Below are 25,079 nucleotides of genomic sequence, written 5' to 3' on the forward strand. Positions count from 1 at the left end.
CATCCGCTGGTACAACAACGACCGCATCACAGAACGACTCGAGGGCCTGAGCCCGGTGCAATACCGGATCCAGACCCTCGCCGCCTAGGCTTTACCTAAACCAGTCCAACAAACACGGACCAGTTCACAGGTGTCCGCACCCCCTCTTCTCTTCTCAGAGAACCGTGCGGATGGTGATCGTGATGTCGGTGCCCTTGGGGCGCATCTCGCCGGCGCCCGGCGTCGTGGCGACCGCCTCGGTGGAACCGTCCGGGAGCAGGTTCAGCAGGCCGTTGTAGACCGGGTTGAAGCCGTAGTCGCGCAGCTCCTGGGCAGCCTCGTCGCGTGTCATGCCTGCGACATCGGGGATCGCGAACAGCTCCGGGCCCTTCGACGTCACCAGGGTCACGGTGTCGTTGACACGCCAGTGGCCCTCTTCGCCGCGATCCTCGATGCGGATGACATCACCCTTGGCGATGCTGCTCGAGTACTCCTCGACCGTCGTCGGCGCCACGAGAAGGCCGACCCCCGACAGCGTCTCCGTGGCCTTGCTGACGGACATGCCCTCGACATCGGGGATGAGTCCGGCCGAAACGATCAGGGTGACCGTCTCGTCCGGCTGCCAGTTGCCACCACCATCGCGGTCCATGATGCCCACCACGATCGAGGGCTGCTGCTCGTCGGTGAAGATCTTCACCTGGTCGGCGCTGACCTTCAGGCCTGTATCGGTGAACGCTTTCGTCGCGGCGTCCACCGTCATGCCCGCCACAGCGGGAACGGGGCCCTTCGAGACGAGAAGTGTCGCAGCATCGCCCTCGAAGGCATCGCACCCGGTGAAGCAGTCGTAGGGATCGCCGGCCGTCGGAACCACGGTGAGGTTCATCAGCTGACCCGCCGCAGGGGTATCGGTGAACTGATAGTTCACCGTCGACACCGTGATGTTCTTATTGCCCAGGATCTCTCGCGCACTGGCCTCGTTCGCACCGGACAGATCCTCGATCTGGGTGGGAGCGGGCCCGCTGGAGATGATGAGGTCCACGGAGCTGCCCTTGTCCACGTGATCACCGCCGGCCGGGTCGGTGCCGATCGCGCTCCCTGCCGGAACCGTAAGGCTCGCCTGCTGTGAGCTGGTGACCACGATGTCCTGCGTCGCGAGGACGTCGCGGGCGTCCTGCTCGGGGAGGCCGGCGACCTCGGCGATCACGACCTGTGATCCGGGACCCGATCCGAAGTACCAGCCGATCCCGCCGGCGACGGCTGCGATGAGCAGGGTGATGAGCAGCAGCCATCCACCCTTGCGGCGGTTGCGGCGGGTGACCGTGCGCAGGCGTGCGGAGTTGTCGACAGGAGCGAGCGAGTCGGTCGCGGGTAGGGGGAGCACAGGAGCGGAGTCGCGGGGGAGAACCGCGGTGAGCCCACCGCTGGCGGCGTGATCCTCCGGGATCGCCAGCCCCGCGGTGAACGCGGGCTCGCTGCGCGTGATGACCGGGGTGATCCCGAGGTCTCGCTCGATCTCCCGCAGCCGGTCGAGCATGACCTGCGCATCGAGGGGACGATCATCCGGCGCCCGCTCGGTCGACCAGAGCACCAGCTCATCCAGCTGCTCCGGGACTCCGGGGTTGCGAACGCTCGGGCGTGGCACCGATTCCGTCGCGTGCTGGAAAGCGATCTGCATCGGCTGCTCGCCGCGGAACGGCTGTTCGCCCACGAGCATCTCGTAGAGCATGATGCCCAGGGCATAGATATCACTGCGGGCATCCGCGGTGCCGCGGGTGACGAGTTCCGGCGCCAGGTAGGCGATGGTTCCCATCAGCTGCTGGCCGGTCGCCGTGTTCGCCGTGGTGGCGCGAGCGAGGCCGAAGTCACCGATCTTGATGCGTCCGTCTTCGGCGAGCAGCACGTTCTCCGGCTTGACATCGCGATGCACGATGCCCGCGCGGTGTGCGGCGGCAAGCCCGCTCAGCACGCCATCCATGATGGTGACGGCCTGCGAGATGCTCAGCCGGCGCTGCTCCTTCAGCAGTTCGCGCAGCGTGATTCCCGGGAGGTACTCCATCACCAGGTAGGCGAGCTCGCCGTCCTGACCCTGGTCGAAGACGTTGACCACGTTGGGATCGGCGAGTCGAGCCGCGGCGCGAGCCTCCTGGATGAATCGACTCTGGAAGACCGAGTCATCGCTCAGATGACTGTGCATGACCTTCAGTGCGATCCGACGCTCAAGACGCAGATCCGTGGCCACGTATACGGTGGCCATGCCGCCACGCGCGATGCGCGCACGAACCCGATACCGACCGTCGACAAGCCGCCCGATCAGCGGGTCTGCGGTCTGGTGAGAGGTCACCTATCGAGTCTACGGAGCAATTCTGCTCAAGCCCGGGAGCGCCGCGCCTCCGCGGATGAGAGACTGGAGGGGTGACTGCCACAGGCGAATTCCCCGTTTCCACCGACTGGCTGGCGATGCCCGACCTCGTCGAGGCGCTCGACGAGTCCCTCAGCCGGGTTCGTCGACTCATCGACGAGCGCTCCCTCATCGGCAGCAAGCGCAATGGCGTATTCCAGGTGCCGTCGATCTTCGTTGTCGACGGCCGCCCGCTGTCGTCGCTGCGCGGCACGATCATCGTGCTCGGTGACGCCGGATTCTCCGACGACGAGATCATCGACTGGCTCCTGAACGAGGAGCCCACCATCGGCGACGCGCCGATCAATTCACTGCTCGCCGGTCGCAAGAGCGAGGTCCGTCGGGTCGCGGTCGGCCTCGGCTGAACTCACTACCCCTCGCGGCTCCGTCAGCGGTGCACCGATCGGGCGTTCTGCGGTGGTTCTCCGACCTCCTCGACGGTGTGGCCCCTGCACGGTATCCGGGTGACGCTCGCCCGCTCGATGCGCGACACGGCGAACCACCGCATCGCGTCGCGCAGGTGACACCACCCGACCAGATACCAGCGTCCGCCGGTGGAGGCGAACAGCACCGGCTCGACGTCGCGAGTGGTGGTGTTCCCCTCCGCGGATGTGTAGCGGATACGAAGGACGCGTTGCTCGCTCAGGGCCTCCTCGAGCGCCGAGCGAACCGCGCGTGACGACGACGGAGCCGCATCGATCCAGATGCGATCGGCCAGTTCGTCGGCCCGGGCTCGCGTGCCGGGATCGAGCACGTCCACGATCTTGCGGATACCGGCGGCCGCCAGATCGGCGTACGGAGCATCGGATGCGGCGGATGCCGCGGCCATGAGCGCCACGGCCTGCGCCGGGGACAGCGTGATCGGCGGCAGCGACGCACTCGGCGCGAGCCCATACCCGCCATTCGGACCCGGTCGTGACCAGACCGGCGCGCCGCTGTTCGCCAACCCGGCGAGGTCTCGCTTGATGGTGCGAACCGAGACCTCGAACTCTCGCGCCAGCCGTTCGGCGGAGACGCCGTGAGTGCCGCTTCGCCGCAGCATCTCGGAGACGGCGTGCAGCCGTTCGGAACGTCTCATCGGTCGAATCCGTTGAAATTCATGTCAGAAATAGTGACACACACGTGTCCGCCCCGGCGGCGAGAGTGGACAGATGACAACGACAACCACCGCTCCGACCGTCCTTCTGATCGCCGGGCACTGGCTGGGCGCGTGGGCCTGGCATGACGTCCAGGAACACCTCGAGGCGGAGAACACGATCGCGATCACACTCCCGGGTCTCGACGCGGATGATCCTCGCCGTGCGGAGGCAACGCTCGATGATCAGGCTGCGGCCATCCGCGAGGTCATCGCGCAGTGCGGCGATCACCCCGTCGTCCTCGTCGCGCACAGTGGCGCGAATGGCCCGGTCAGCCTGGTCCTCGACCGGCATCCCGAGCTCGTCTCACGAATGGTCTGGGTGGATTCGGGACCGCTCACAGACGGCAGCGCTTTTGACCCCGATCTTGCGGCCGACGTCGATGAGCTTCCCCTGCCGTCCTTCGACGTGCTCGGAGCACAGGCGAGTCTTGACGGCCTGAGCGCCGATGTCCTGGACAGATTTCGTGCGCGGGCCGTGCCGGAGCCGGCACCGGTCGTACGGCAGCGTGTGGAGCTCGTCAACGAGGCTCGGCGCGACGTCAGGACCACCGCGGTGTGCTGCTCCCTGTCGAGCGCTCAGCTGATGGAGCTGGCGCGGGCGGGTCACCCGATGTTCGCCGAGATGGCGACCCTGCGACACCTGGAGCTCATCGACCTGCCCACCGGTCACTGGCCGATGTGGAGCCGGCCCGCGGAGCTCGCTCAGATCATTCGAACGATGACGCTCCCGGCGGAGTGAGCCGCGCCCGGAGGGGGTGCGAGCTCAGAAGGTGCGCGCCGTGGCCGCGTGAGCGAGCGCGCTCAGATCGGCCACGGCGTCCGCCGCCAACACGCCCGAGGTGAGTGCCGCATCTGCCTGCGATGTGAACGCCGTGATGCGCTGTTCGACCCTGTCCCGTGCTCCGGTGGCGATGATGGCCGCCTGCAGCCTCGCCACATCGGCTTCATCGAGATCGGGGCGGCCGAGATCAGCGTCGAGCGCGGCACGGGAAGCGGCGTCCATCCGCTCGCGGGCATACGCGATCAGGAGGGTGCGCTTTCCTTCGCGGAGGTCGTCCCCGCTGGGCTTCCCGGTGACGGCCGCGTCGCCGAACACGCCCAGCAGGTCATCGCGGAGTTGGAAGGCCAGGCCGATCGGGAGGCCGAACCCGCGTAGCGCTTCGAGCTGCTCATCGCTCGCTCCGCCGATGCACGCCCCGATCACCAGCGGTTGCACCACGCTGTACCGGGCCGATTTCAGAGAGGCCACCTCGAGAGCGCGGTCCGCGTGCTCCTCGTCGGGCTGGGTGACCCAGGCCGACTCCTGCGCGATATCCAGGAACTGGCCGAGCGTCACGTCTCGTCGCATGCGCGCATACTCATGACGGGCCGAACGTGGAGCGGGGTGCGCGAGCAGCGCCTCCTCGAACAGATCGTCACTCCAGGCCACCAGCAGGTCGCCGAGCAGGATCGCGGCGGAACGGCCGAACGCCGCGGCGTCCCCGGTCCACCCGCGCGCGGCGTGCATCGCCTCCAGCCCGCGGTGCGCTGCGGGGCGACCGCGACGGGTATCGGAGTTGTCGATGATGTCGTCATGGACGAGCGCGGCCGCCTGGAAGATCTCCAACGACGCGGCGGCGTCGATGATGATGTCCGAGCCGATCGCGGGGGAGACCGCGCGCCAGCCGGCCTCACAGAACCGTGCCCGCAGTCGCTTTCCGCCGGTGAGAGCTGACGCCGCCGCATCGATCACCAGCGCTGCCTCCGGGCTGTCCGCCAGCGCTGCCTCGCGGTGCGTTGCCACGAAGCTCAGCAGACGCTGGGAAACGGCCTCGGGAACGGAGTGCGAAGAGGTCACGGACCTAGCCTAGTTCCGGCGGACGGGCGTAGACTCGTGAGTCAGGCGAAGCACAACATCTGGCCCGCCTTCAGGACGACGCAAGGGGGGCACAATGCCACTCTCCGAACAGGAGCAACGACTGCTCGACGAGATGGAGCGCAACCTGCTCCACAATGACGCTGACGTGGTCAGCGCCGAGTCCGCCGGTCGTCCGTTTACTTACCGCAATCTGGTCTTCGGCGCACTTCTCGTCGTCGCCGGCCTGGGCGCGCTGATCGCGGGGGTCTCTCTCTTCCGCGACCTCGCCTTCGTCGGGATCATCATCGGCGTCGTGGGCGTCGCGCTCATGTTCGTCGGCATCATGGTGGGCGCACGTCGCGGTGAGCCGACGCTGGAGTTCGACGAGGAGGAACTGCGCCGGGAGTCCTCGCGTCCATCCGGCCCTCGTTCCACGACGGGTGGCAACGCCGGATTCATGGACCGCATGAACGAGCGCTGGGAACGTCGCCAGGATTCAGACGACTAAAACACGCCGCAGTCTTCGGGCGCCGACCTTCGGGTCGGCGCCTTTTTTGTGCCCTCGGAGGCGATCCCCACTTCGCTCCCCGTCATCCCTCCACTCTCCTCCCCGAGTGCGTGAGTGCCGGAAAACCCGCGGAATCCCGGCTGCGCAGCCCGGACTGCTCACCGTGTGACGTCGCGAAATTCCCGGCCATCGCCAAGTCCCCTCCACCGCGCTCAGCCCCGGAATTTCGGGGTTCTCTCAGCAGAATCCCGGACTCCTGCGTCAGAAGCTCTAGGGAAGTGGAGGGAAGTGGAGTAATGTGGAGCCAACTTCTGACGGGCCGGACGACAGAGGGGGTGACGGCCGATGTTGCTGGGTACGCACACACCAAAGCTCGACGACAAAGGACGCATCATCCTGCCCGCCAAGTTCCGCGAAGATCTGGCGGGCGGTGTCGTCATCACCCGTGGTCAAGAGCGCTGCCTCTACGTGTTCTCCACCGCGGAGTTCGAGTCGGTGCACGAGCGGATCAGGCAAGCCCCGCTCAGCAACAAGCAAGCGCGTGACTTCCTGCGCATGTTCCTCTCCGGCGCCAGCGCCGAGATGCCCGACAGTCAGAACCGCATCACCGTCCCGCAGAGCCTGCGCGCATACGCGGGCCTGGAGAAGGAACTGGTCGTCACCGGAGTCGGCGCACACGCCGAGATCTGGAACGCCCAGGCCTGGAACGACTTCGTCGAGGCCAATGAGTCCAGTTACGCCGATATGGAGCAGGAGGTGATTCCGGGATTGTTCTGAGCCTGTGTTCCGACTCCCAGCTGACTCGCCCTGACGCCACTTCCCCGGTGGCAGGTCGGGTCGGAGGGGAATCAGAGCCCAGGCCCTACCCGAAGAGATCATGAGCATCGAAGACATCCACATCCCCGTTCTTCTCGAACGCTGCGTCGAGCTGCTGGCTCCGGCGCTTGCGCACCCGGGAGCCGTCCTCGTCGACGCCACCACCGGCATGGGCGGTCACTCCTCGGCGCTTCTGGGGCGCTTCCCCGACGTCGAGCTGGTCGGACTTGACCGTGACACCGACGCCCTCCGCATCGCGGGGGAGCGCCTCGCACCGCACGCCGCCCGCGTTCACCTGGTCCACACCGTCTACGACGGCATCACCGACGCGGTCTACGACAGCGGATTCGACCACGCCGACGGCATCCTGTTCGACCTCGGCGTCTCCTCGCTGCAGCTGGACGAGGCGGAACGTGGCTTCGCCTACTCCAAGGACGCGCCCCTGGACATGCGGATGGATCAGACCGCAGGGCGCACGGCAGCGGACATCATCGCGACCTACAGCGAGGGGGAGATGCGCCGGATCTTCGAGATCTATGGCGAGGAGAAGCTCGCGGGTCGATACGCCCGATTCATCATCGCCGCACGACAGGAGGCCCCGATCGAGACCTCCGGACGGCTGGTGGAGATCCTCACCGCTGCCACGCCCGCCGCCGCACAGCGGACGGGTCACCCGGCCAAGCGGGTCTTCCAGGCGCTGCGGGTCGAGGTCAACAGCGAGCTGTCGGTGCTCAGCTCCGCCATTCCTGCGGCGCTCGATCTGCTGCCCGTTGGCGGGCGGCTTGTCGTGATGTCGTATCAGTCGCTGGAGGATCGCATCATCAAGCGCGCCTTCGCTGCCGCCACCGCCTCGACCGCTCCACGCGGGCTGCCGGTGGAGCTGGAAGAGCACGCTCCCCGGTTCCGCACCCTGACGAAGGGGGCCGAGCTCGCCTCGGAGGAGGAGCGGGAGCGCAACCCCCGTGCCACTCCGGTGCGTCTGCGCGCCGTCGAACGAATCCGGGAGTCGGTATGAGCGCCACGTCGGCACTGAGCGCGGCGCCCCGCGTCCAGCCGCGCCCCGCGCGCGGGGCTGGCGCACCGCGCACGTATCTGCGTCCGGTCGATGCTCCCGCTCGTCGTCGTCGACCCCAGACCGTCTACGGTCTGACGGCGATCATCGGTGTGGTGCTGATCGTGGCCGCCCAGCTGTTCTTCTCCATTGCATCGACCCAGACGACGCACCGGATCGTCGACCTCACCGAGCAGCAGCGTTCGCTCACGGTCGACGCCCAGGCGCTGTTCGACCAGGTGGCAGGGCTGAGCTCTCCGCAGTACCTCGCGGCGAACGCGACGGCCGCGGGGATGATCAACGCGGGTTCGCCCAGCTACCTGCGGCTGAGCGACGCCGCGCTGCTGGGGTCTCCCTCCGCGGCGTCGGCGTCCAGCATCGACGCGAAGGGCCGAGCGGCGGTCGGCAACGAGCTGATTAAGGACACGCCGCTCGTCACGGAACCGGGGTCGACTCTGACCGGGCAGACTGCCCCCGTGACGGCACCGGAAGCATCGACCGAGCAAGCCGGTGGCGCGGCTACCGAACTGGCGACTCCCGAGTCCACGGCCACGCAGCCCGAACTGCCCCAGCAGCCGCCCGCCATCAGCCAGGGACTGCCCACCCCCGAGACCCACTGACCGCCATCCACCCCGCCAACGACGCGAGCAGACGAGGCAGCATGACCCCCCAGGACACACGGATCCGTCGGCGACGCACGGTGGCGGTCTTCGGCACGGTGAGCGTGCTCATGGTCGCCTTCAGCGTGCGCTTGGTGGACATCCAGGTGGTCAACGCGGCGGAGTACGTGGCCGAATCGAAGCTGAGCACCCAGCAGTCCAAGCCGATCGCCGGCACGCGCGGGGAGATCGTCGACTCCTCCGGGGCGGTCCTCGCCATCAGCAACGTCACGTATGACGCGGTCATCGATCCGCATTACCTCAACACCATCGAGCGTCTGGACAAGGACGGCAACAAGATTCCGTTGAAGGAGGAGTGGAACGGGGTCGCCGACAAGATCGCGGCGATCATCGGCCTCACGGCAGACGAGATCCGCACGATCGTCGCCGACAACGCCGCCGCCAACCCGGCGAGCCAGTACGCGCTCCTGACCACGGGCCTGTCCACGGCGCAGATGGAGAAGCTGAAGGCGCTGCAGATCCCGTACCTGGCCATGCCGTCGCACGAGTCGCGCACGTACCCCGACGGAGCGGTGGCGGGAAGCATCATCGGCTTCACGGGAACCGACCCGGAGAAAGGCACGGTGTTCGCGCAGGCCGGCGTCGAGGCGATGGAGGATGCGTGCCTCACGCCCACCGCGGGATCGCAGACCTTCGAGCGCGGCTCGCGCGGGGAGATCATCCCGGGATCCATGTCGGAGACGCCCGCCGTGAACGGCGGAACGGTGCAGCTCACGATCGATCGTGACCTGAACTGGTACCTGCAGCAGATGATCGCCGAAGAGGTCCAGAACAAGGGTGCCCAGCGCGGCAGCGTGACCGTCGTCGAGGTCGGGACCGGAAAGATCCGCGCCGCGGCGGAATGGCCGACGGTCGACCCGAACAACATCGACGGGTCCGACCCCAACGACTGGTACGGCCACATCTTCAAGGACCTGTTCGAGCCAGGCTCGACGTTCAAGGCCGCCACGGCCGCGATGCTGCTGGAGTCGGGGACGGCAACCCCGATGTCGACCATGCCGGCCGCCGGGTGGGAGGAGTTCCCGAACGGGGCTGAGGTGGGGGATTCGTTCTCCCACGACACCTATAACTACACGCTGGCCGGCGCGCTCATCGACTCCTCGAACGTGGCGCTGTCCAAGTTCGGCGACCTGATGACTCCCGAGGCCCGTCACGACTTCCTCGCGAAGTTCGGTGTCGGCTCCAAGACCAACGTGAACTTTGATGGCGAGCAGGCGGGTGTTCTGCACCCGGCTGCCGACTGGGACAACCAGACGCGCTACGCGACCACCTTCGGTCAGGCGTTCCAGGTGACGGCCCCGCAGGTGGCGAGCTTCTACCAGATGATCGCCAACCACGGCGTGAAGAAGCCGCTGCAGCTCGTGGAGAGCTGCACGTCCGCCGACGGAACCATCACCACGCCGAAGACCGCGCCCGACGAGCGACTGCTCAGCGAGCAGAACGCGGCTCAGATGAGCACGATGATCGAGAACGTCGCCGAGCAGGGCGGTGTGGCCGACCTCATCAAGATCCCCGGCTACCGCATCGCCGCCAAAACCGGAACCGCGCAGACCTATGACGCGCAGACGCAGTCGTACAAGTCGAACCTGTATGACGTGTCCGTGGTCGGCTACGCACCCGCGGATGACCCGAAGTACGTCGTGATCGTCACGCTCAAGGAGCCCACGACGGTAAGATCGTCTACGGCCGCTGCGCCCGCATTCCAGAAGGCGATGACCCAGGTTCTCAAGCACTACCGGGTCATGCCGTCTCAGACGCCGTTCACCGATCTTCTTCCCAAGTTCGGTTGAGCCGCTCCGCCACTCGGAGACCTCTTTCACATGATCGCACTCACGCTTGCGGAGATCGCCCACGCCATCGGCGCCGCTCTCCACCTTCACGGTGAGCACACCGAAGCCACCGTCGTCTCGGGAGCGGTCGACACCGACTCCCGGCTGATCACCGCGGGCGGCATCTTCGTCGCCAAGCCCGGTGAGCAGACCGACGGGCACCACTTCGTCGGAGCGGCCCGGGCAAACGGCGCCGCCGTCGCCATCGTCGACCACCTCGTCGACGAGGAGATCACCCAGCTTGTCGTCGCCGACGTGGTCATCGCCCTCGCCGATCTGGCACGCGAAGTGGTCGCGCGTGTGCGCGCGCACGGCGATCTGCGCATCGTCGGGATCACCGGATCCAACGGCAAGACGACGACCAAGAATCTGCTCGCTCGCATCCTCATCGACGAGGGCGAGACCGTCGCGCCGATCGCATCGTTCAACAACGAGGTGGGCGCGCCACTGACCATGCTGCGCGTACGCGACACCACCCGCTTCCTGGTGAGCGAGTTCGGCGCCTCCGGCCCGGGCGAGATCGCGCGTCTGGCGGGTCTGGTGAACCCCGATGTCGGCGTGGTGCTGATGGTGGGCATGGCCCACGCCGGCGGCTTCGGCGGTATCGAGCACACGGTGTACGAGAAGGGTCGCCTGATCGCGGCCGTGCGTGCCGGCGGCACCGCGGTGCTGAACATCGACGACGCCCGTGTGGCCACCATGGCGACGATCGCCGCGGAGAACGACGAGCGCGTCGTCTGGTTCGGTCACGCCGCCGACGCTGAACTGCGTGCCTCTGAGGTCGAGGTCACCGCGAACGGCACCGACTTCGCGGTCACGGTCGATGGCGAGCAGCACCATGTGCACCTGCAGGTGCTCGGTGCCCATCACGTGATGAACGCTGTGGCGGCGATCGCGGCAGCCCGTGCGCTGGGCGTCGCCGTCGCCGACGCGATCTCCCGGGTCGAGACGGTGACCATCGCGGAACGGTGGCGGATGCAGCCGATGGGCAGCGACCGCGTTCGCATCATCAACGACGCCTACAACGCGAGCCCGGATTCGATGGCTGCCGCGCTGCGCACTCTGGCGCAGATCACCGAGCCCGGTCAGCGCAAGGTCGCCGTGCTCGGAGCCATGAGCGAGCTCGGGGAGTTCGCCGGTGACGCGCACGATGAGGTGGGACTCCTCGCCGTTCGACTGCGCTTCGAGCGCATCGTCGTAGTGGGCCGCGACGCCCGCCGTCTGTACCTCTCCGCGATCGCCGAAGGCTCGTGGGACGGGGAGGCGGTGTTCTTCGAAACCGCCGATGAGGCGTACAACTACCTCCGCGGTGAGCTCCGCGACGGAGATCGCGTGCTGGTCAAGTCCTCCAACTCGGCGGGACTGCGTTTCCTGGGCGACCGCATGGGAGAATTGTTCTCGTGAGGTCACTGCTCTCTGCCGCCGCCATCTCGATGGCGTTCACGCTGCTGCTGACGCCAGTGTTCCTCAAGTGGTACGAGCGCTGGGGGTGGGGTCAGGTCATCCGCACGCCGGAGGCCATGAACAACCCGCAGCACGCGGCCAAGCGCGGCACGATGTCGATGGGCGGACTCATCTTCATCCTCGGCACCCTGGTGGGCTACTTCGTCGGCAGCTACGCCGGTGACTTCCCACCCACCCCGTCGAGTCTGCTCGTGCTGTGGATGATGGTGGGCTTCGGCGCAGTCGGATTCATCGACGACTACCTGAAAGTCAAACGACAGAACAGCCTGGGGCTGTCCGGCTGGCGCAAGATCGCGGCCCAGCTGCTCGTCGCCGTCGTCTTCGCCGTCGGAGCTCTGAACTTCCCGAACAGCCGCGGGGTCACGCCTGGCTCCAGTGCGGTTTCGCTCTTCCGCGACCTGCCGCTGCTCGATCCGTTCTCGCTCGGTACCTGGCTTCCGGTCCTGGGGATCGGCATCGCACTCGGCTGGATCATCTACCTGCTGTGGATCTCCGTCATTGGCATCGCCATGTCCAACTCCGCGAACCTCGCCGATGGCCTCGATGGCCTCGCCGCCGGTTCCGGAATCTTCGTGGTGGGCGCCTACAGCCTCATCGCCTTCTGGCAGGCGCGTCAGAGCTGTGTGGCTGAACTCGATCCGGCGTCCTACCCGGGGTGCTACAACACGCGTGACCCGATGGAGCTGGCTATCGTGTCGGCGGCATTCATCGGGGCGCTCGCCGGCTTCCTCTGGTGGAACGCGCCCAAGGCCAAGGTCTTCATGGGCGACACCGGGTCGATGGCCATCGGCGGTGTCGTGGCCGCGATGGCGGTGCTCACGCACACGGAGCTGCTGTCGATCCTCATCGCCGGCGTCTATGTGCTCGCCTCCGGCTCGGTCATCCTGCAGCGCGTGTACTTCAAGCTCACGCGCGGCAAACGTCTCTTCCTCAACAGCCCGTTCCACCACCATCTCGAGTTCCGCGGATGGCCTGAGGCCACCATCGTGGTGCGGATGTGGATCATCGCGGGTGTGCTCGCGGTGTCGGGCATCGGTCTCTTCTACGTCGAATGGTTGTCTCGCACATGAGTCGTCTGGATTCCCTCACCAGTTGGTACGCGGACTGGAAGGGACTCCGGGTGGCGGTGCTCGGCCTGTCGGACACGGGCTTCTCCGTCGCCGACACACTCACCGAACTCGGTGCCGACGTCCTCGTCGTCACCGAGGCTGCGGCCGAGGAGTATGCCCGGCTGGTTCCCGTCATTGGCGCACGCCTGCAGGTCGGGTCTCTGGAGACGCCGCCGGCGGAGCTCGTCGACTTCGCGCCCGAGGTGGTCATCGCCTCACCGGGCTTCCCCCCGCACCACCCCGTGATTCGCTGGACGCAGGAGAGCGGCATCGCGCTGTGGGGCGACATCGAGCTCGCCTGGCGTGTGCGGGACAAGGTCACGCGCGACGGCGGGATCCCGGCCGACTGGGTGTTCATCACGGGCACCAACGGCAAGACGACCACCACGCGGATGACCGCGACGATGCTCGTGGCCGGGGGACTGCGGGCCGCACCGTGCGGCAATATCGGCACACCGATCCTCGATGCCGTGCGCGACCCCTCCGGCTTCGATGTGCTTGTGGTGGAGCTTTCGAGCCACCAGCTCTGGTACCTCGGCCTCAACGAGGGTGTCGGTGCTCCCGTGCCCCACGCCTCGGTGTGCCTGAACCTGGCCGATGATCACCTGCAGTGGCACGGCTCCTTCGCGGCGTATCGCGCCGCGAAGGCGGTCGTCTACCGCAACACGCGCGTCGCGTGCGTCTACAACAAGGCGGACGTGGTCACGCGGGAGATGGTGGAGGACGCCGATGTGTTCGAGGGAGCGCGGGCGGTCGGCTTCGATCTCGGCGTTCCCGGGCTGAGCGATCTGGGCGTGGTGGACGGGATCCTCGTCGATCGCGCCTTCACCGATGAGCGTCGTCACGCGGCGCTGGAGCTCGCGACTGTTCCCGAACTCGCTGCGCACGACCTCGGCGCGCCGCACATCGTCGCCAACGCGCTCGCCGCCGCAGCACTGGCTCGATCGCTGGGCGTGACGCCGGAGCAGGTGCACGATGCCCTCCTGTCGTTCCGCCTCGACCCGCACCGCATCGAAGTGGTCGCCCGCGTCGATGGCGTGACCTGGGTGGACGATTCCAAGGCCACGAACCCGCATGCGGCGGCGTCATCGCTGGCGGCCTACCCCGGCGCGGTCTGGGTGCTGGGCGGGCTGCTCAAGGGCGTCGACATCGGCGAGCTGGTCGCGCTGCGCGGTCCTGCTGCTGCCGCTGCCGTGGTGATCGGTGCCGATCGGTCCGAGATCGTGGCGGCGTTCGCACGACACGCGCCCGACGTGCCCGTGTTCGAAGTCGACGAGACGGACACTGAGAGGGTCATGCCGCGCGCGGTGGAACTGGCAGCGGGGGTGGTCGAGGAGGGCGGAACCGTCCTGCTCGCTCCCGCAGCGGCCAGCTTCGATCAGTTCAGCGGTTACGACGACCGTGGCGCGAAGTTCGCCACCGCGGTGCGAAACCGCCTCGGAATCACCGACAGCTTGTAGACGAAGACCAGGAGGAGCGCATGGCGACCACTCGGCTGCCGCAGGCGCCCTCGCCGGATTCGCCTCGTGGTCTGTCGGCACGTGTGAGGCTCGGACGGATCTTCCAGCCGGTGGCGACCGAGTTCGTGCTCATCGCCGCGGTGTCGCTGTTCCTGGCCGTCTTCGGCTGGGTGATGGTGCTCTCGGCCACCAGCGCCGGCAGCGGGGAGAAGGATCTCGACACCGCGCTCAAACAGGGGCTGTTCGCCGTCGTCGGCATCCCGCTGATGTTCGTTCTCAGTCGTTTTCCGGTGGTGTTCTGGAAGCGCATGGCGTGGCCGATCCTCATCGCTGCCGTCGCCTTTCAGATGCTCATCTTCACTCCGATGGGCGTTCATGCCGACGGCAACACCAACTGGGTCAATCTCGGCTTCGTGCAGGCGCAGCCCTCGGAGTTTCTGAAGCTCGCGACCGCTCTGTGGCTCGGCTTCATCCTGGCGCGCAAGCACACCCTGCTGAACCGGTGGTCGCACTTCTTCATTCCGCTGGTTCCGGTCGTCGTTCTGGTCCTGGCAAGCGTGCTCGGTGGCGACGACCTCGGTACGGCCATGGTGATCATGATGGTCGTTCTGGGGGCGCTCTACTTCGCCGGGGTGAAGTTGCGGATCCTGATCATTCCGGTGCTGGTTGCTGCGGCCGGCGTGGCGGCGCTTTCCATCATCAAGCCCGACCGGATCAACCGCATCACCTCGTTCCTCGATCCCACGTGCGGGGTGGACAACCCTCTCTGCTACCAGCAGGTCCACGGACTCTGGGCGCTGGCAAACGGGGGGTTCTTCGGCGTGGGTCTGGGTAACTCGACTGAGAAGTACGGATGGCTCCCAGCGAAGGAGAACGACTTCATCTTCGCGATCGTGGGGGAGGAGCTCGGACTGCTCGGCTGCATCGTGGTGCTCGTGCTGTTCGGCATTCTCACGTTCGCGGTCATCAGCCTGATCCGCCGTACGGATGACATGTTCATCCGCATCGTCGCTGGCGCCGTGATCGTCTGGATCACGGGGCAGGCGCTCGTCAACATCGCCGTGGTGCTCCGACTCGGGCCCGCCCTCGGCGTCCCGCTGCCGTTCCTGTCGCAGGGCGGCACGTCGCTGCTGTCCGTGCTGATCGCGTGTGGCGTGCTGCTGAGCTTCGCCCGAACCCTTCCGCTGCGGGGAGCCGCCGCCGCAACGCGGCCCGCGCGTGGGCGTCGCACCCCGGTGCAGCGCCTGGACTGACACCGCACGAGTTCGTCCAGCGCGCCATGGGAGGATCGGAGCATGACGACGTACCTCCTTGCCGGCGGCGGCACCGCCGGACACGTGAACCCGCTTCTCGCCGTTGCCGATGGCCTGCGTGCTCGCGACCCGCAGGCCGAGGTGCTGGTGCTGGGGACCAGGGAGGGACTGGAATCCCGACTCGTTCCGCAGCGCGGCTACGAGCTGCTGATCGTCGACAAGGTACCGTTTCCGCGCCGCCCAAACGCTGCCGCGCTGAGGTTTCCCGGACGGTTCCGTCGTGCTGTCGCTCAGGTGCGCTCGCACATTCGCGAGCACGGCGTTGATGTGGTGGTGGGGTTCGGCGGCTACGCGTCCGCGCCGGCCTATGTCGCCGCCCGTCGTGCGGGTGTGCCGTTCATCGTGCACGAGGCGAACGCCAAGCCGGGCCTCGCGAACGTATTGGGCGCACGGCGTGCTGCCGGCGTCGGCGTGGCATTCGAGGGCACGCCCCTGAAGCGTGGTGCGCTCGTCGGGATGCCGCTGCGTCGCGAGGTGGTGGAGCTGGACCGCGTCGCAGCCCGCGCGCAGGCGGCGGAGTACTTCGGTCTCGATGCCGAGAAGCCGACTCTCCTGGTGTTCGGTGGTTCGCTGGGTGCCCTCCAGCTGAACGCCGCCATCGAGGGTGCGTGGCAGTCGGTCCTCGATGCCGGCTGGCAGCTGTTGCACGCCACCGGCGAGGGGAAGACCTTCGAAGACCCGCAGGCCCCCGGTTACGTGCTCGTTCCCTATCTCGATCGCATGGATCTTGCCTTCGCACTGGCCGATTTCATCGTGTCGCGCTCGGGGGCGGCCACCGTGAGCGAGGTCAGCGCCCTGGGCATTCCGGCGGCCTACGTGCCGTATGCGGTCGGCAACGGCGAGCAGCGTCTCAACGCGGCGTCGGCTGTGTCTGCGGGCGCCGCCATCCTGATCGAGAACGCCGAGTTCACCCCCGAGGCGGTGCGTTCTCGCATCGTGCCGCTGCTGCAGGATGATGCCGCCCGCGCGCGTATGGTGGCCGCAGCCGAGATGGTGGGCACGCGCTCGGGCACGGAGAACGTCATCGAGCTGATCGACGCCGCGCTGGCTCCCTGAATCAGACGTGCAACGCGCGCTTGACCAGCTCAAGCGCTTCCGCAGGGTCAACACGCAGCTCTCGAACCTCAGCGGCGAAACCTGCGGCCGCTTTCTGCGCCTGCTGCATCCGGACATCGCCCTGAGCCCGGACAAACGTGCCGTTGCGCCCGCGGGTCTCGATCAGGCCGGACGCCTCCAGCTCGCGATACGCGCGCGCGACGGTGCCCGGCGCGATCTCCAGCTCGGCCGCCAGGCGGCGCACGGTGGGCAGCTTCTCGCCTGCGGGGAGGTCGCCCGAGGCGATGGCGTCGATGATCTGCACGCGCAGCTGCTCGAAGGGCGGCGTGCTGGCACCGGGGTCAATGCTGATCATCTGAGGCTCCAACGAAAACGGGGACGGTGAGGACGTCCGTATCTGTGTCAATACAATACCTCCTGGCACGGGTGTGCCGTTCAGCCCGCGTGGGGAAGGGCGAATCTAGACTGGGACGGAAATGATTCGACCCGATCTCAGCCTTCCCATCCCGGATGACATCCGTGCCGCGCACTTCATCGGCATCGGCGGATCCGGCATGAGCGGATTGGCACGCATGTTCCTCGCCCGCGGCATCCGCGTCTCCGGTTCCGACCGCGCCGACAGCCCCGGACTCCGAGCCCTGGAGGCCGCGGGTGCGACGGTGTATGTCGGCCACGATGCCGCCAACCTCGCCGACGACATCGACACCGTCGTGCACACCGGCGCCATCTGGCCCGAGAACCCCGAGTTCCTGCTGGCCAAGGAGCGGGGGCTCCACGTGATCCACCGCTCGCAGGCGCTGCACTGGCTCATCGGCGGGCGCCGGCTGGTCTCGATCGCCGGAGCGCACGGAAAGACGACGTCCACGGGCATGGTGGTCACCGCGCTGCAGACGCTGGGGGAGGACCCCGCCTTCGTCAACGGCGGCGTGATCGCTCAGCTGGGCGTCTCCAGCGGCAGCGGTGCGGATGAGCTCTTCGTGATCGAGGCTGACGAATCCGACGGCACATTCCTGCTCTACGACACCTCCGTGGCCCTCATCACGAACGTCGATCCCGACCACCTCGACCACTATGGTTCCCGCGCTGCCTTCGACGACGCGTTCGTGCGCTTCGCGGATGAGGCTCGCGAGGCCGTCGTGATCTCCTCGGATGACCCTGGAGCGGTCGCCGTGCGTGCGCGCGTGAGCCACCCACGGATCCTGACGTTCGGATTCGCCGACGACGCGGACTTCCGCATCTCCGACATAGACACGACGCAGGGCGTGGCGTTCACCATCACCCACGCCGGCGAGACCGTACCGGTGCGCCTGGCGGTCACCGGCGCCCACAACGCCATCAACGCCACGGGCGCCGTCGCCGTCCTCGTGGCGCTGGGGCAGGGGTTCGCCGGCGCGGCACACGCGATGGAGGGATTCCAGGGAACAGCGCGTCGCTTCGAGCTGCACGACACCGTGCGCGGGGTTCGCGTCTTCGACGACTACGCACACCACCCGACCGAGGTGGATGCCGCACTCGCCGGCGCCCGCACCGTGGTGGGATCCGGACGGGTCATCGCTCTGCACCAGCCGCACACCTACAGCCGCACCCAGCTGATGTTCGCCGAGTTCGCCGACGTGCTGGAGAGCCGCGCCGACCTGACCGTCGTGCTGGACGTGTACGGCGCGCGCGAGGACCCCGTACCCGGGGTGACCGGCGCGCTCGTCAGCGACGCCTTCCACGATCCCGCACACGTGCACTACGAGCCGGACTGGCAGCGCGCCGCGGATTACATCGGCGAGATCGCGCGCGAGGACGACATCGTCGTGACCCTCGGCTGCGGCAACGTCAACCTGATCATTCCGCAGGTGCTGGAGTCCCTCGCCCGGAACACGGACTGAGCGTGCGTCGACCGCAGCAGCCGCCGAGACCGCCGCGTCGCGAGCCGGAGCGCCCCACCGCGCCCGACGACGACGAGGCGGTCGTGGTGGCGGTGCGGTCGCCGGCCGACGTGTCCGCAAGCCCGGACGACGTGGACACCGCCGTCGATTACGAGGACGTGCGGCGGTGGGTGAGTCTCGATGATGGGGCCCCCATTCCGCACGAGTCCTCGACGCCGCCTGCCGCTGATGAACAGGTGACACAGGAGCTGGACGATCTGGCGTCTGACGAGCTCACGGGTTTCGGCACCGGGGCTGCGCGTCGCTTCGGGCAGGCCCCGGTGATCGAGATCGACGCCGCTCGGCCGGAGGCGGTGGAGGCCGAGACCGACGAGCAGCCTCGGGGCCGGTTCGGCCGCCGCCGCGCGCGGCGCCTGGCGTCGGATGAATCCTCCGACGACGCGGGCGGAGGTCGCTGGCGTGATGTCTGGCGTGCCACGCGGGCGCGCCGCCGCGCCCTGCGCACGGAGATGCGTCGGTTCACGGTACGTAGCCGGCGACGCCGTCTCGCGTGGATCATCTCGCTCGCGGTCCTGGTCGTGGTGGCCGGCGGGTCGTACGCCGCGGCGTACAGCCCGCTGTTCGCTATCCAGAAGGTGACCGTCGTCGGAGCCAGCGCGGTGGATCCCGCTGCGCTGGAGCAGTCGCTGCAGTCCCAGCTCGGCCGTCCCCTCGCCGCGATCGACACCAGCGAGGTGAAGGCCGCGCTGGTCGGCTTCCCGATGGTGGAGACCTACTCCATCGAAGCCCGCCCCCCGCACGAGATGGTGCTGCGAATCGTGGAGCGGACGCCGGTGGGCGTCATCGCCTCCGATGCGGGGTTCACTCTGGTGGATGCCGCCGGTGTCGCGCTGTCGACGACGCCAGAAGTCCCGGTGGGTCAGCCCGTGATCTCCGCAACCGGGGGCGCCGGCTCAGACGCGTTCATCGCGGCCGGCCTCGTGATCCGCTCGCTGCCGGACACGATCCGACCGGCGGTCACCGCCGTATCTGCGACCACCGCGCAGGATGTCACCCTCACCCTTGCTGACTCCGGTGTGACCGTGATCTGGGGCAGCAGCGAGAAGTCGGTCGAGAAGGCGCAGGTGCTGGCCGCGGCCATGATCGCGAGTCCGCCGGGCCCGGTGTCGACCTACGACGTCTCCACGCCCAGCGCCGTCGTGGTGCGCTGACCTCTCCGACACGGCTCGCGTCAGCGCGTGTCGCCGGCGTTCTGGCCGACACACGGCGTGGCATCGCGGCAACACGGGTGTCGGGCGCATACCGTCAGGACTGGTAAATGTATACCCAGCAACACTTTAACCTTCTACCTGAGGGTGAAGGTTTAACCCAGGGTTCACACGACACGGAGGCCGGCATGAGCCAGAACCAGAACTACCTCGCCGTGATCAAGGTCGTCGGCGTCGGCGGTGGTGGCGTCAACGCCGTCAACCGCATGATCGACCTCGGCCTGCGCGGCGTGGAGTTCATCGCGGTCAACACAGACGCACAGGCGCTGCTGATGAGCGATGCCGACGTCAAGCTGGACGTGGGGCGCGAGCTCACCCGCGGCCTGGGTGCCGGTGCCGACCCCGAGGTGGGCCGTCGCGCCGCCGAGGACCACTCCGATGAGATCGAAGAGGCCCTGCGCGGCGCCGACATGGTCTTCGTGACCGCCGGTGAGGGTGGTGGCACCGGTACCGGTGGCGCACCCGTCGTCGCCAAGATCGCGAAGTCGATCGGTGCCCTGACCGTCGGTGTGGTCACGAAGCCGTTCTCGTTCGAGGGGCGTCGTCGCCAGCAGCAGGCCGAGCAGGGCGTCGCGCGCCTCAAGGAGGAGGTGGACACCCTCATCGTGGTGCCCAACGACCGCCTCCTGGAGATCAGCGACCGCGGCATCTCGATGATCGAGGCCTTCGCCACGGCAGACCAGGCGCTCCTTGCCGGTGTGCAGGGCATCACGGACCTCATCACCACGCCGGGTCTCATCAACGTCGACTTCGCCGACGTCAAGAGCGTCATGCAGGGCGCTGGCTCCGCCCTCATGGGAATCGGATCCGCTCGCGGTGCCGACCGCGCCATCAAGGCCGCCGAGCTCGCGGTGGAGTCGCCTCTGCTGGAGGCATCGATCGAAGGTGCTCACGGCGTGCTGCTGTCCATCCAAGGTGGCTCGAACCTCGGAATCTTCGAGATCAACGATGCAGCGCAGCTGGTCAAGGAGGCCGCGCACCCCGAGGCCAACATCATCTTCGGAACGGTCATCGACGACACTCTCGGCGACGAGGTGCGCGTCACGGTGATCGCGGCCGGCTTCGATGCCGGCGAGCCCACGCCTCGCCTCGAGCCGACGGTCGCGCAGCGTCCGGCGGCGGAGGAGGAGAAGGCTCCGGCCGCGGAGGAGAAGAAGGCTCCGGCTGAGTCGGCACCCGCAGCGGCGACCACGGCGCCGGCAGCTCCTGTCCTGCCCGACCTCGGCGGCTTCGACTCGGCGTTCGACGACAGCGACATCGACATCCCCGACTTCCTCAAGTGAGCACGCTGCAGTCACGACTCGCGGACGTCGATCGGCAGATCGTCGCCGCGATTCGTGACGCCGGTCGGCAGGAATCGGAGGTCACCCGGATCGTGGTGACCAAGTTCCATCCGGCCGCTCTCGTTCGTGACCTTGCGGGACTCGGCGTTCGTGACGTGGGGGAGAACCGCCAGCAGGAGCTCACCGCAAAACGGGACGAGGTCGCGGATCTCAGCGATCTGCGCTGGCACTTCATCGGACAGGCGCAGACGAACAAGGCACGCCAGGTGCGCGCTGCGTCGTGCGTCGTTCACTCCGTGGATCGCCCCCGTCTCGCGGACGCGCTCCATGCCGCCGCCCCTGTCGAAGATGACGTGCTGGACGTGCTGGTCCAGGTGAATCTCACCGACGATCCCGGTCGGGGTGGCGTCGCGCCAGCGGAGCTGGATGCTCTCACGGAGCACCTGCTCACCCTCGACTCGCTGCGCCTGCGCGGCATCATGGCGGTTGCGCCGCTCGATGAAGCACCAGCCTCCGCCTTCACCCGCCTCGCCGGGTACGCGGAGCGGGTTCGCGCGATCGAGCCGACGGCGAACTGGATCTCCGCTGGGATGAGTCACGACTTCGCCGAGGCCATCGCCTGCGGCGCGACACACCTGCGGATCGGTTCCGCAATCACGGGCGAGCGACCCGCCCGGGGATAACCTGCAACAAGACGAGCACAATCACGGAGGACGCGATGTCGAACCCGCTCAAGAAGACGATGGTCTACCTCGGTCTTGCCGACGAGGAAGAAGTCTACGAGGCGCCCGCAGCGGAGGCGCCCGCGCGTCAGCAGCGTCCGCGTGAGGTCGTCCGGGAGGAAACCGTGGAAGAGTCAGGCGTCACCGCACCCGTCACTCCGCTTCGTCGTCCGGCCGTGGTGCGCCAGCCCGCTGCCGGTCCGGTCAGCGAGATCCTGACCGTGCACCCCAAGGCCTACAAGGATGTGCAGGGAATCGCCGAGAGCTTCCGCGACGGCGTCCCGGTCATCATGAACCTGTCGCAGATGTCCGATGCCGAGGCTCGTCGTCTCATCGACTTCGCCAGCGGCCTGGCCAGCGGTCTGTACGGGCGCATTGAGCGCGTGACCAACAAGGTCTTCCTGCTCTCCCCGGAGAACATCGCGATCTCGGGCGACGGCGGCATCGCGCATGCCGACGCCGACGCCTTCTCGCAGTCCTGAGCTCGTAGTGGGTTTCGCGGTCTCTCTCATCGCGAAGATCATCGTCTTCGCCTTGAATCTGTACCTGCTGGCGCTGCTCGCGCGCATCGTGCTGGATCTCATCCCGAGCTTCAACCGGGAATGGCGTCCGCAAGGGTTCGGGCTCGTGCTGGCGGAGATCGTCTATACGATCACCGATCCGCCGCTGAAGTTCTTCCGTCGATTCATTCCGCCGCTGCGTCTGGGCCCCGTCGCCATCGACCTCTCCTTCACCGTCACCTTCATCCTCTGCCTGGTGCTGATCACCTTCGTCGGCGTGCTCGGGGATGTCTTGGCTGGTTGACGGGTGAGGGAGCTATGCTGAATTCTCGGAGCGAGCGTCCGATGGATTCGCACCTGGACCTTGACCTTCCTGAAGCGAAAGAGGAGCCATCATGGCATTGACCCCGGATGACGTCGTCACCAAGCAGTTCCAGCACGTCCGGTTCAAAGAGGGCTTCGACCCGGACGAGGTCGACGACTTCCTCGACGAGATCGTCGTCGAGTGGCGCAAGACCATCGAGGAGAACACCGAGCTCAAGGCGAAGCTCGCCCAGTACGAGTCCGGTGAGCTCGCTTCTGCCGCTCCGGCAGAGCCCGCGCCCGTCGCCGCCGCTCCCGTGGTGGAGGAGCCGGCGCCCGTCGTCGAGCCGACCCCCGAGCCCGCGCCCGTCGAGGCGCCTGCTGCCGCTCAGCCCGCCGCGGCCAGCGCCGGCATCATCGAGCTCGCGCAGCGTCTGCACGACGAGCACGTCGCCGAGGGCAAGGCCCAGCGCGACCAGCTCATCTCGGACGCGCAGGCACAGGCCGCGAAGATCGTCGCGGATGCCGAGGAGAAGAGCCGCCAGGAGATCGCGCGCCTCAATGAGGAGAGCAAGACCCTGGAAGGCCGTATCACCGAGCTCCGCGGATTTGAGCGCGACTACCGCTCCAACCTGCGCAAGTACATCGAGGGCCAGCTGAAGGACCTCGACACCTCCGGCAGCGCTTCCGGCACCACGCCGGTGTCCGCCGTCGGCCTCTGATTCTGAACGGATGACCGTCAGGAAGCCACTTCCTCGGGCGGCGGCCAGTGCCATCATCGCGAGTATCGCGCTGGTGGCCCTGGCCGCTGACCAGTTCACCAAGCACCTCGTCCTGCAGAACCTGCAGGAGGGGGTGTGGGTCAACGTCATCGGAGAGTTCCTTCGTTTCACGCTGACCTTCAACCCTGGCGCGGCGTTCTCGATGGGCGAGGGCGTCACCTGGATCTTCTCCCTCGCACTCGCAGGCGTTGCCATCGCGATCGTCGTGCTGATGCTCACCCGCGTGAAATCCCGTCTCTGGGCCGTGGTCCTCGGTGCTCTGCTCGGCGGTGTGCTGGGCAACCTCACCGACCGCCTGTTCCGCGCGCCCGGTTTCCTCGTGGGGCATGTGGTCGACTTCATCAACACGCCATGGATGATGCCGGCCATCTACAACGTGGCCGACATGTTCATCGTCACGAGCATGATCTCGATCGCCATCATCGTGCTGGTCGGCATCCGCATGGACGGGTCCCGCGAGGCCAAGGTGGAAGCGACATCCGCGACCGCGGAGGTTGCCGCTGCTGGGGTGGTGCTCGGAGCGATCGACGACGAGGATCGCTATGAGAGTCGACGCGAGCGCCGTGACCGCCTGGCCGCGCAGTCGTCATCGGAAGGGAGCACGCAGGACATGACGAATCACCGTCGCGAAGAGGCCGCAGCCGAAGCCCTGGCCGAGACGCAGGCCGCTGTCGCCCAGGAGCTGTCGGACGCCGACGCTCAGGACGTGGATGCTGCGGACGCCGCGGCAGAGCGCGCCCCCGAGAACCCGGACACCCTTCCGGCCCGCCACGACGCGTGAGTGTGGAGTCACGCTCGTTCGTCATCGACGGCCAGGACGCGGGGTCACGCGTCGACGCGGTGCTGGCACGTTTGATCGACGTGTCTCGCACGTTCGCTGCGGAGATAGCCGAATCCGGCGGTGTGTTCCAGAACGGTCGTCCGGTTGGGAAATCGGATCGCGTCCTCGATGGCGCTCGCCTCGACGTCGCCTGGGAGCCGAAGCGCGACCTGGAGGTCGTGCCAACGGCAGTTCCGGAGCTGGGGATCATCCACGACGATGACGACATCGTCGTGGTGGACAAACCCGCCGGCGTGGCCGCGCACCCTTCGCTGGGGTGGGATGGGCCGACGGTTGTGGGGGCGCTGGCCGCTGCCGGCTTCCGCATCGCCACGTCCGGCGCGGCGGAGCGCCAGGGCGTTGTCCACCGTCTCGACGCCGGAACCAGCGGGCTGATGGTCGTCGCCAAATCGGAGCGCGCCTACACGCTGCTGAAGCGCGCTTTCAAGGACCGCACGGTCGAGAAGATCTACCACGCCATCGCGCAGGGATACCTCGACCCGCTCGCGGGAACCATCGACGCTCCGATCGGTCGGCACCCCGCCCACTCCTGGAAGTTCGCGGTTCGCCCGGAGGGCAAGGACTCCGTCACGCACTACGAGACGCTTGAGGCGTTCGTCGGCGCTTCGCTGTTGGAGATCCACTTGGAGACCGGGCGCACGCACCAGATCCGCGTCCACCTGGCGGCGATGAAGCACCCGCTCGTCGGGGATCCGCTGTACGGCGGCGATCCGAAGCTCGCCACGCGGCTCGGCCTCACCCGGCAGTGGCTGCACGCGCATCGCCTGGCGTTCGAGCACCCGGGCAGCGGTGAGTGGGTCACGTTCGAATCGCCGTATCCCGCGGATCTGCAGCACGCACTGGACGTCCTCGCCACCTCCTGATG

Annotated in this window: 26 protein-coding genes; 22 read left to right on the top strand and 4 right to left on the bottom strand. The window is 67.5% G+C overall.

All coding sequences use genetic code 11. The annotated features are described in order from the left end of the window. Window position 1: 1 nt before the first annotated feature. Window positions 2–88 carry an IS3 family transposase gene (locus tag ACI3KU_RS07045; RefSeq protein WP_404921683.1) on the top strand — a complete coding sequence of 29 codons (87 nt, stop codon included), beginning with the start codon at window positions 2–4 and terminating at the stop codon, window positions 86–88. Window positions 89–154: 66 nt separating this feature from the next. Here ACI3KU_RS07045 and pknB read toward each other — a convergent pair whose 3' ends face one another. Beyond that, a complete protein-coding gene (pknB, locus tag ACI3KU_RS07050) occupies window positions 155–2,320 on the bottom strand; it encodes a Stk1 family PASTA domain-containing Ser/Thr kinase (RefSeq protein ID WP_404921594.1) in 2,166 nt (721 codons plus the stop codon). 71 nt (window positions 2,321–2,391) lie between these two features. Between pknB and ACI3KU_RS07055 the strand changes: the two genes are divergently transcribed. After that, window positions 2,392–2,742 (top strand): Rv2175c family DNA-binding protein, encoded by a 351-nt coding sequence (locus ACI3KU_RS07055; RefSeq protein ID WP_404921595.1) that lies wholly within the window; start codon window positions 2,392–2,394, stop codon window positions 2,740–2,742. A gap of 23 nt (window positions 2,743–2,765) precedes the next feature. On the opposite strand, the gene ACI3KU_RS07060 is transcribed toward ACI3KU_RS07055, so the two are convergent. Beyond that, a complete protein-coding gene (locus ACI3KU_RS07060; protein ID WP_404921596.1) occupies window positions 2,766–3,455 on the bottom strand; it encodes a helix-turn-helix transcriptional regulator in 690 nt (229 codons plus the stop codon). A gap of 73 nt (window positions 3,456–3,528) precedes the next feature. Here ACI3KU_RS07060 and ACI3KU_RS07065 point away from each other — a divergent pair, with 73 nt between their 5' ends. Then, window positions 3,529–4,254, top strand: coding sequence for an alpha/beta fold hydrolase (locus ACI3KU_RS07065; protein ID WP_404921597.1), 726 nt, complete (start codon window positions 3,529–3,531; stop codon window positions 4,252–4,254). A 24-nt stretch (window positions 4,255–4,278) separates the two neighbouring features. Here the strand turns inward: ACI3KU_RS07065 and ACI3KU_RS07070 are convergent, their stop codons facing one another. Further along, window positions 4,279–5,352 (bottom strand): polyprenyl synthetase family protein, encoded by a 1,074-nt coding sequence (locus ACI3KU_RS07070; protein WP_404921598.1) that lies wholly within the window; start codon window positions 5,350–5,352, stop codon window positions 4,279–4,281. A gap of 94 nt (window positions 5,353–5,446) precedes the next feature. Between ACI3KU_RS07070 and ACI3KU_RS07075 the strand changes: the two genes are divergently transcribed. The 10 genes from ACI3KU_RS07075 to ACI3KU_RS07120 all read left to right on the top strand — a co-directional run bounded on the left by ACI3KU_RS07075 (window position 5,447) and on the right by ACI3KU_RS07120 (window position 16,638). Beyond that, complete coding sequence (locus ACI3KU_RS07075; RefSeq protein ID WP_404921599.1) at window positions 5,447–5,860, top strand: DUF3040 domain-containing protein; 414 nt, start codon at window positions 5,447–5,449, stop codon at window positions 5,858–5,860. Window positions 5,861–6,205: 345 nt separating this feature from the next. Beyond that, a complete protein-coding gene (gene mraZ / locus ACI3KU_RS07080) occupies window positions 6,206–6,637 on the top strand; it encodes a division/cell wall cluster transcriptional repressor MraZ (protein WP_404921600.1) in 432 nt (143 codons plus the stop codon). 100 nt (window positions 6,638–6,737) lie between these two features. Next, window positions 6,738–7,691, top strand: coding sequence for a 16S rRNA (cytosine(1402)-N(4))-methyltransferase RsmH (gene rsmH / locus ACI3KU_RS07085; RefSeq protein WP_404921601.1), 954 nt, complete (start codon window positions 6,738–6,740; stop codon window positions 7,689–7,691). Continuing rightward, window positions 7,688–8,347, top strand: a complete 660-nt coding sequence (locus ACI3KU_RS07090; RefSeq protein ID WP_404921602.1) for a hypothetical protein — start codon at window positions 7,688–7,690, stop codon at window positions 8,345–8,347. Before rsmH ends, ACI3KU_RS07090 begins: the two co-directional genes overlap by 4 nt. 41 nt (window positions 8,348–8,388) lie before the next feature. After that, window positions 8,389–10,197 carry a peptidoglycan D,D-transpeptidase FtsI family protein gene (locus tag ACI3KU_RS07095; RefSeq protein ID WP_404921603.1) on the top strand — a complete coding sequence of 603 codons (1,809 nt, stop codon included), beginning with the start codon at window positions 8,389–8,391 and terminating at the stop codon, window positions 10,195–10,197. 30 nt (window positions 10,198–10,227) lie between these two features. Then, entirely contained in the window at window positions 10,228–11,640 is a 1,413-nt protein-coding gene (gene murF, locus ACI3KU_RS07100; RefSeq protein ID WP_404921604.1) for a UDP-N-acetylmuramoyl-tripeptide--D-alanyl-D-alanine ligase, read from the top strand. Then, window positions 11,637–12,770, top strand: a complete 1,134-nt coding sequence (gene mraY / locus ACI3KU_RS07105; RefSeq protein WP_404921605.1) for a phospho-N-acetylmuramoyl-pentapeptide-transferase — start codon at window positions 11,637–11,639, stop codon at window positions 12,768–12,770. The genes murF and mraY overlap by 4 nt, the downstream gene beginning before the upstream one ends. Further along, entirely contained in the window at window positions 12,767–14,269 is a 1,503-nt protein-coding gene (gene murD, locus ACI3KU_RS07110) for a UDP-N-acetylmuramoyl-L-alanine--D-glutamate ligase (RefSeq protein ID WP_404921606.1), read from the top strand. The genes mraY and murD overlap by 4 nt, the downstream gene beginning before the upstream one ends. Window positions 14,270–14,289: 20 nt before the next feature. Beyond that, entirely contained in the window at window positions 14,290–15,522 is a 1,233-nt protein-coding gene (locus tag ACI3KU_RS07115; protein WP_404921607.1) for an FtsW/RodA/SpoVE family cell cycle protein, read from the top strand. A 42-nt stretch (window positions 15,523–15,564) separates the two neighbouring features. Next, window positions 15,565–16,638, top strand: coding sequence for a UDP-N-acetylglucosamine--N-acetylmuramyl-(pentapeptide) pyrophosphoryl-undecaprenol N-acetylglucosamine transferase (locus ACI3KU_RS07120; RefSeq protein WP_404921608.1), 1,074 nt, complete (start codon window positions 15,565–15,567; stop codon window positions 16,636–16,638). A 1-nt stretch (window position 16,639) separates the two neighbouring features. On the opposite strand, the gene ACI3KU_RS07125 is transcribed toward ACI3KU_RS07120, so the two are convergent. Then, window positions 16,640–16,993, bottom strand: coding sequence for a GntR family transcriptional regulator (locus tag ACI3KU_RS07125; protein WP_404921609.1), 354 nt, complete (start codon window positions 16,991–16,993; stop codon window positions 16,640–16,642). A gap of 121 nt (window positions 16,994–17,114) precedes the next feature. Between ACI3KU_RS07125 and murC the strand changes: the two genes are divergently transcribed. The 9 genes from murC (at window position 17,115) to ACI3KU_RS07170 (ending at window position 25,077) form a co-directional block, all read left to right on the top strand. After that, complete coding sequence (gene murC, locus ACI3KU_RS07130; protein WP_404921610.1) at window positions 17,115–18,515, top strand: UDP-N-acetylmuramate--L-alanine ligase; 1,401 nt, start codon at window positions 17,115–17,117, stop codon at window positions 18,513–18,515. A 2-nt stretch (window positions 18,516–18,517) separates the two neighbouring features. Further along, the gene (locus tag ACI3KU_RS07135; RefSeq protein ID WP_404921611.1) at window positions 18,518–19,726 is read left to right on the top strand and encodes an FtsQ-type POTRA domain-containing protein; all 1,209 of its coding nucleotides are present in this window, start codon (window positions 18,518–18,520) and stop codon (window positions 19,724–19,726) included. 185 nt (window positions 19,727–19,911) lie between these two features. Further along, window positions 19,912–21,066, top strand: coding sequence for a cell division protein FtsZ (gene ftsZ, locus ACI3KU_RS07140; RefSeq protein ID WP_404921612.1), 1,155 nt, complete (start codon window positions 19,912–19,914; stop codon window positions 21,064–21,066). Continuing rightward, a complete protein-coding gene (locus ACI3KU_RS07145; RefSeq protein WP_404921613.1) occupies window positions 21,063–21,749 on the top strand; it encodes a YggS family pyridoxal phosphate-dependent enzyme in 687 nt (228 codons plus the stop codon). Before ftsZ ends, ACI3KU_RS07145 begins: the two co-directional genes overlap by 4 nt. Window positions 21,750–21,784: 35 nt before the next feature. Beyond that, a complete protein-coding gene (locus ACI3KU_RS07150; protein ID WP_404921614.1) occupies window positions 21,785–22,270 on the top strand; it encodes a cell division protein SepF in 486 nt (161 codons plus the stop codon). Window positions 22,271–22,277: 7 nt separating this feature from the next. Next, window positions 22,278–22,592, top strand: coding sequence for a YggT family protein (locus ACI3KU_RS07155; protein WP_404921615.1), 315 nt, complete (start codon window positions 22,278–22,280; stop codon window positions 22,590–22,592). A gap of 91 nt (window positions 22,593–22,683) precedes the next feature. After that, window positions 22,684–23,313 (top strand): DivIVA domain-containing protein, encoded by a 630-nt coding sequence (locus ACI3KU_RS07160; RefSeq protein WP_404921616.1) that lies wholly within the window; start codon window positions 22,684–22,686, stop codon window positions 23,311–23,313. 10 nt (window positions 23,314–23,323) lie between these two features. Continuing rightward, window positions 23,324–24,154, top strand: a complete 831-nt coding sequence (lspA, locus tag ACI3KU_RS07165) for a signal peptidase II (protein WP_404921617.1) — start codon at window positions 23,324–23,326, stop codon at window positions 24,152–24,154. A 2-nt stretch (window positions 24,155–24,156) separates the two neighbouring features. Continuing rightward, window positions 24,157–25,077, top strand: a complete 921-nt coding sequence (locus ACI3KU_RS07170) for an RluA family pseudouridine synthase (RefSeq protein ID WP_404921684.1) — start codon at window positions 24,157–24,159, stop codon at window positions 25,075–25,077. Window positions 25,078–25,079 lie beyond the last annotated feature (2 nt).

The sequence above is a fragment of the Microbacterium sp. ZW T5_56 genome, assembly GCF_044987425.1.
In the GTDB taxonomy this organism is placed as follows: Bacteria; Actinomycetota; Actinomycetes; order Actinomycetales; family Microbacteriaceae; genus Microbacterium.

Coding starts and splice junctions, on each gene's coding strand:
- ACI3KU_RS07060 (WP_404921596.1), bottom strand. CDS start 3,455: ATGAGACGTTCCGAACGGCTGCACGCCGTCTCCGAGATGCTGCGGCGA.
- ACI3KU_RS07065 (WP_404921597.1), top strand. CDS start 3,529: ATGACAACGACAACCACCGCTCCGACCGTCCTTCTGATCGCCGGGCAC.
- ACI3KU_RS07075 (WP_404921599.1), top strand. CDS start 5,447: ATGCCACTCTCCGAACAGGAGCAACGACTGCTCGACGAGATGGAGCGC.
- mraZ (WP_404921600.1), top strand. CDS start 6,206: ATGTTGCTGGGTACGCACACACCAAAGCTCGACGACAAAGGACGCATC.
- rsmH (WP_404921601.1), top strand. CDS start 6,738: ATGAGCATCGAAGACATCCACATCCCCGTTCTTCTCGAACGCTGCGTC.
- ACI3KU_RS07090 (WP_404921602.1), top strand. CDS start 7,688: ATGAGCGCCACGTCGGCACTGAGCGCGGCGCCCCGCGTCCAGCCGCGC.
- ACI3KU_RS07095 (WP_404921603.1), top strand. CDS start 8,389: ATGACCCCCCAGGACACACGGATCCGTCGGCGACGCACGGTGGCGGTC.
- murF (WP_404921604.1), top strand. CDS start 10,228: ATGATCGCACTCACGCTTGCGGAGATCGCCCACGCCATCGGCGCCGCT.
- murD (WP_404921606.1), top strand. CDS start 12,767: ATGAGTCGTCTGGATTCCCTCACCAGTTGGTACGCGGACTGGAAGGGA.
- ACI3KU_RS07115 (WP_404921607.1), top strand. CDS start 14,290: ATGGCGACCACTCGGCTGCCGCAGGCGCCCTCGCCGGATTCGCCTCGT.
- ACI3KU_RS07120 (WP_404921608.1), top strand. CDS start 15,565: ATGACGACGTACCTCCTTGCCGGCGGCGGCACCGCCGGACACGTGAAC.
- ACI3KU_RS07125 (WP_404921609.1), bottom strand. CDS start 16,993: ATGATCAGCATTGACCCCGGTGCCAGCACGCCGCCCTTCGAGCAGCTG.
- murC (WP_404921610.1), top strand. CDS start 17,115: ATGATTCGACCCGATCTCAGCCTTCCCATCCCGGATGACATCCGTGCC.
- ftsZ (WP_404921612.1), top strand. CDS start 19,912: ATGAGCCAGAACCAGAACTACCTCGCCGTGATCAAGGTCGTCGGCGTC.
- ACI3KU_RS07150 (WP_404921614.1), top strand. CDS start 21,785: ATGTCGAACCCGCTCAAGAAGACGATGGTCTACCTCGGTCTTGCCGAC.
- ACI3KU_RS07160 (WP_404921616.1), top strand. CDS start 22,684: ATGGCATTGACCCCGGATGACGTCGTCACCAAGCAGTTCCAGCACGTC.
- lspA (WP_404921617.1), top strand. CDS start 23,324: ATGACCGTCAGGAAGCCACTTCCTCGGGCGGCGGCCAGTGCCATCATC.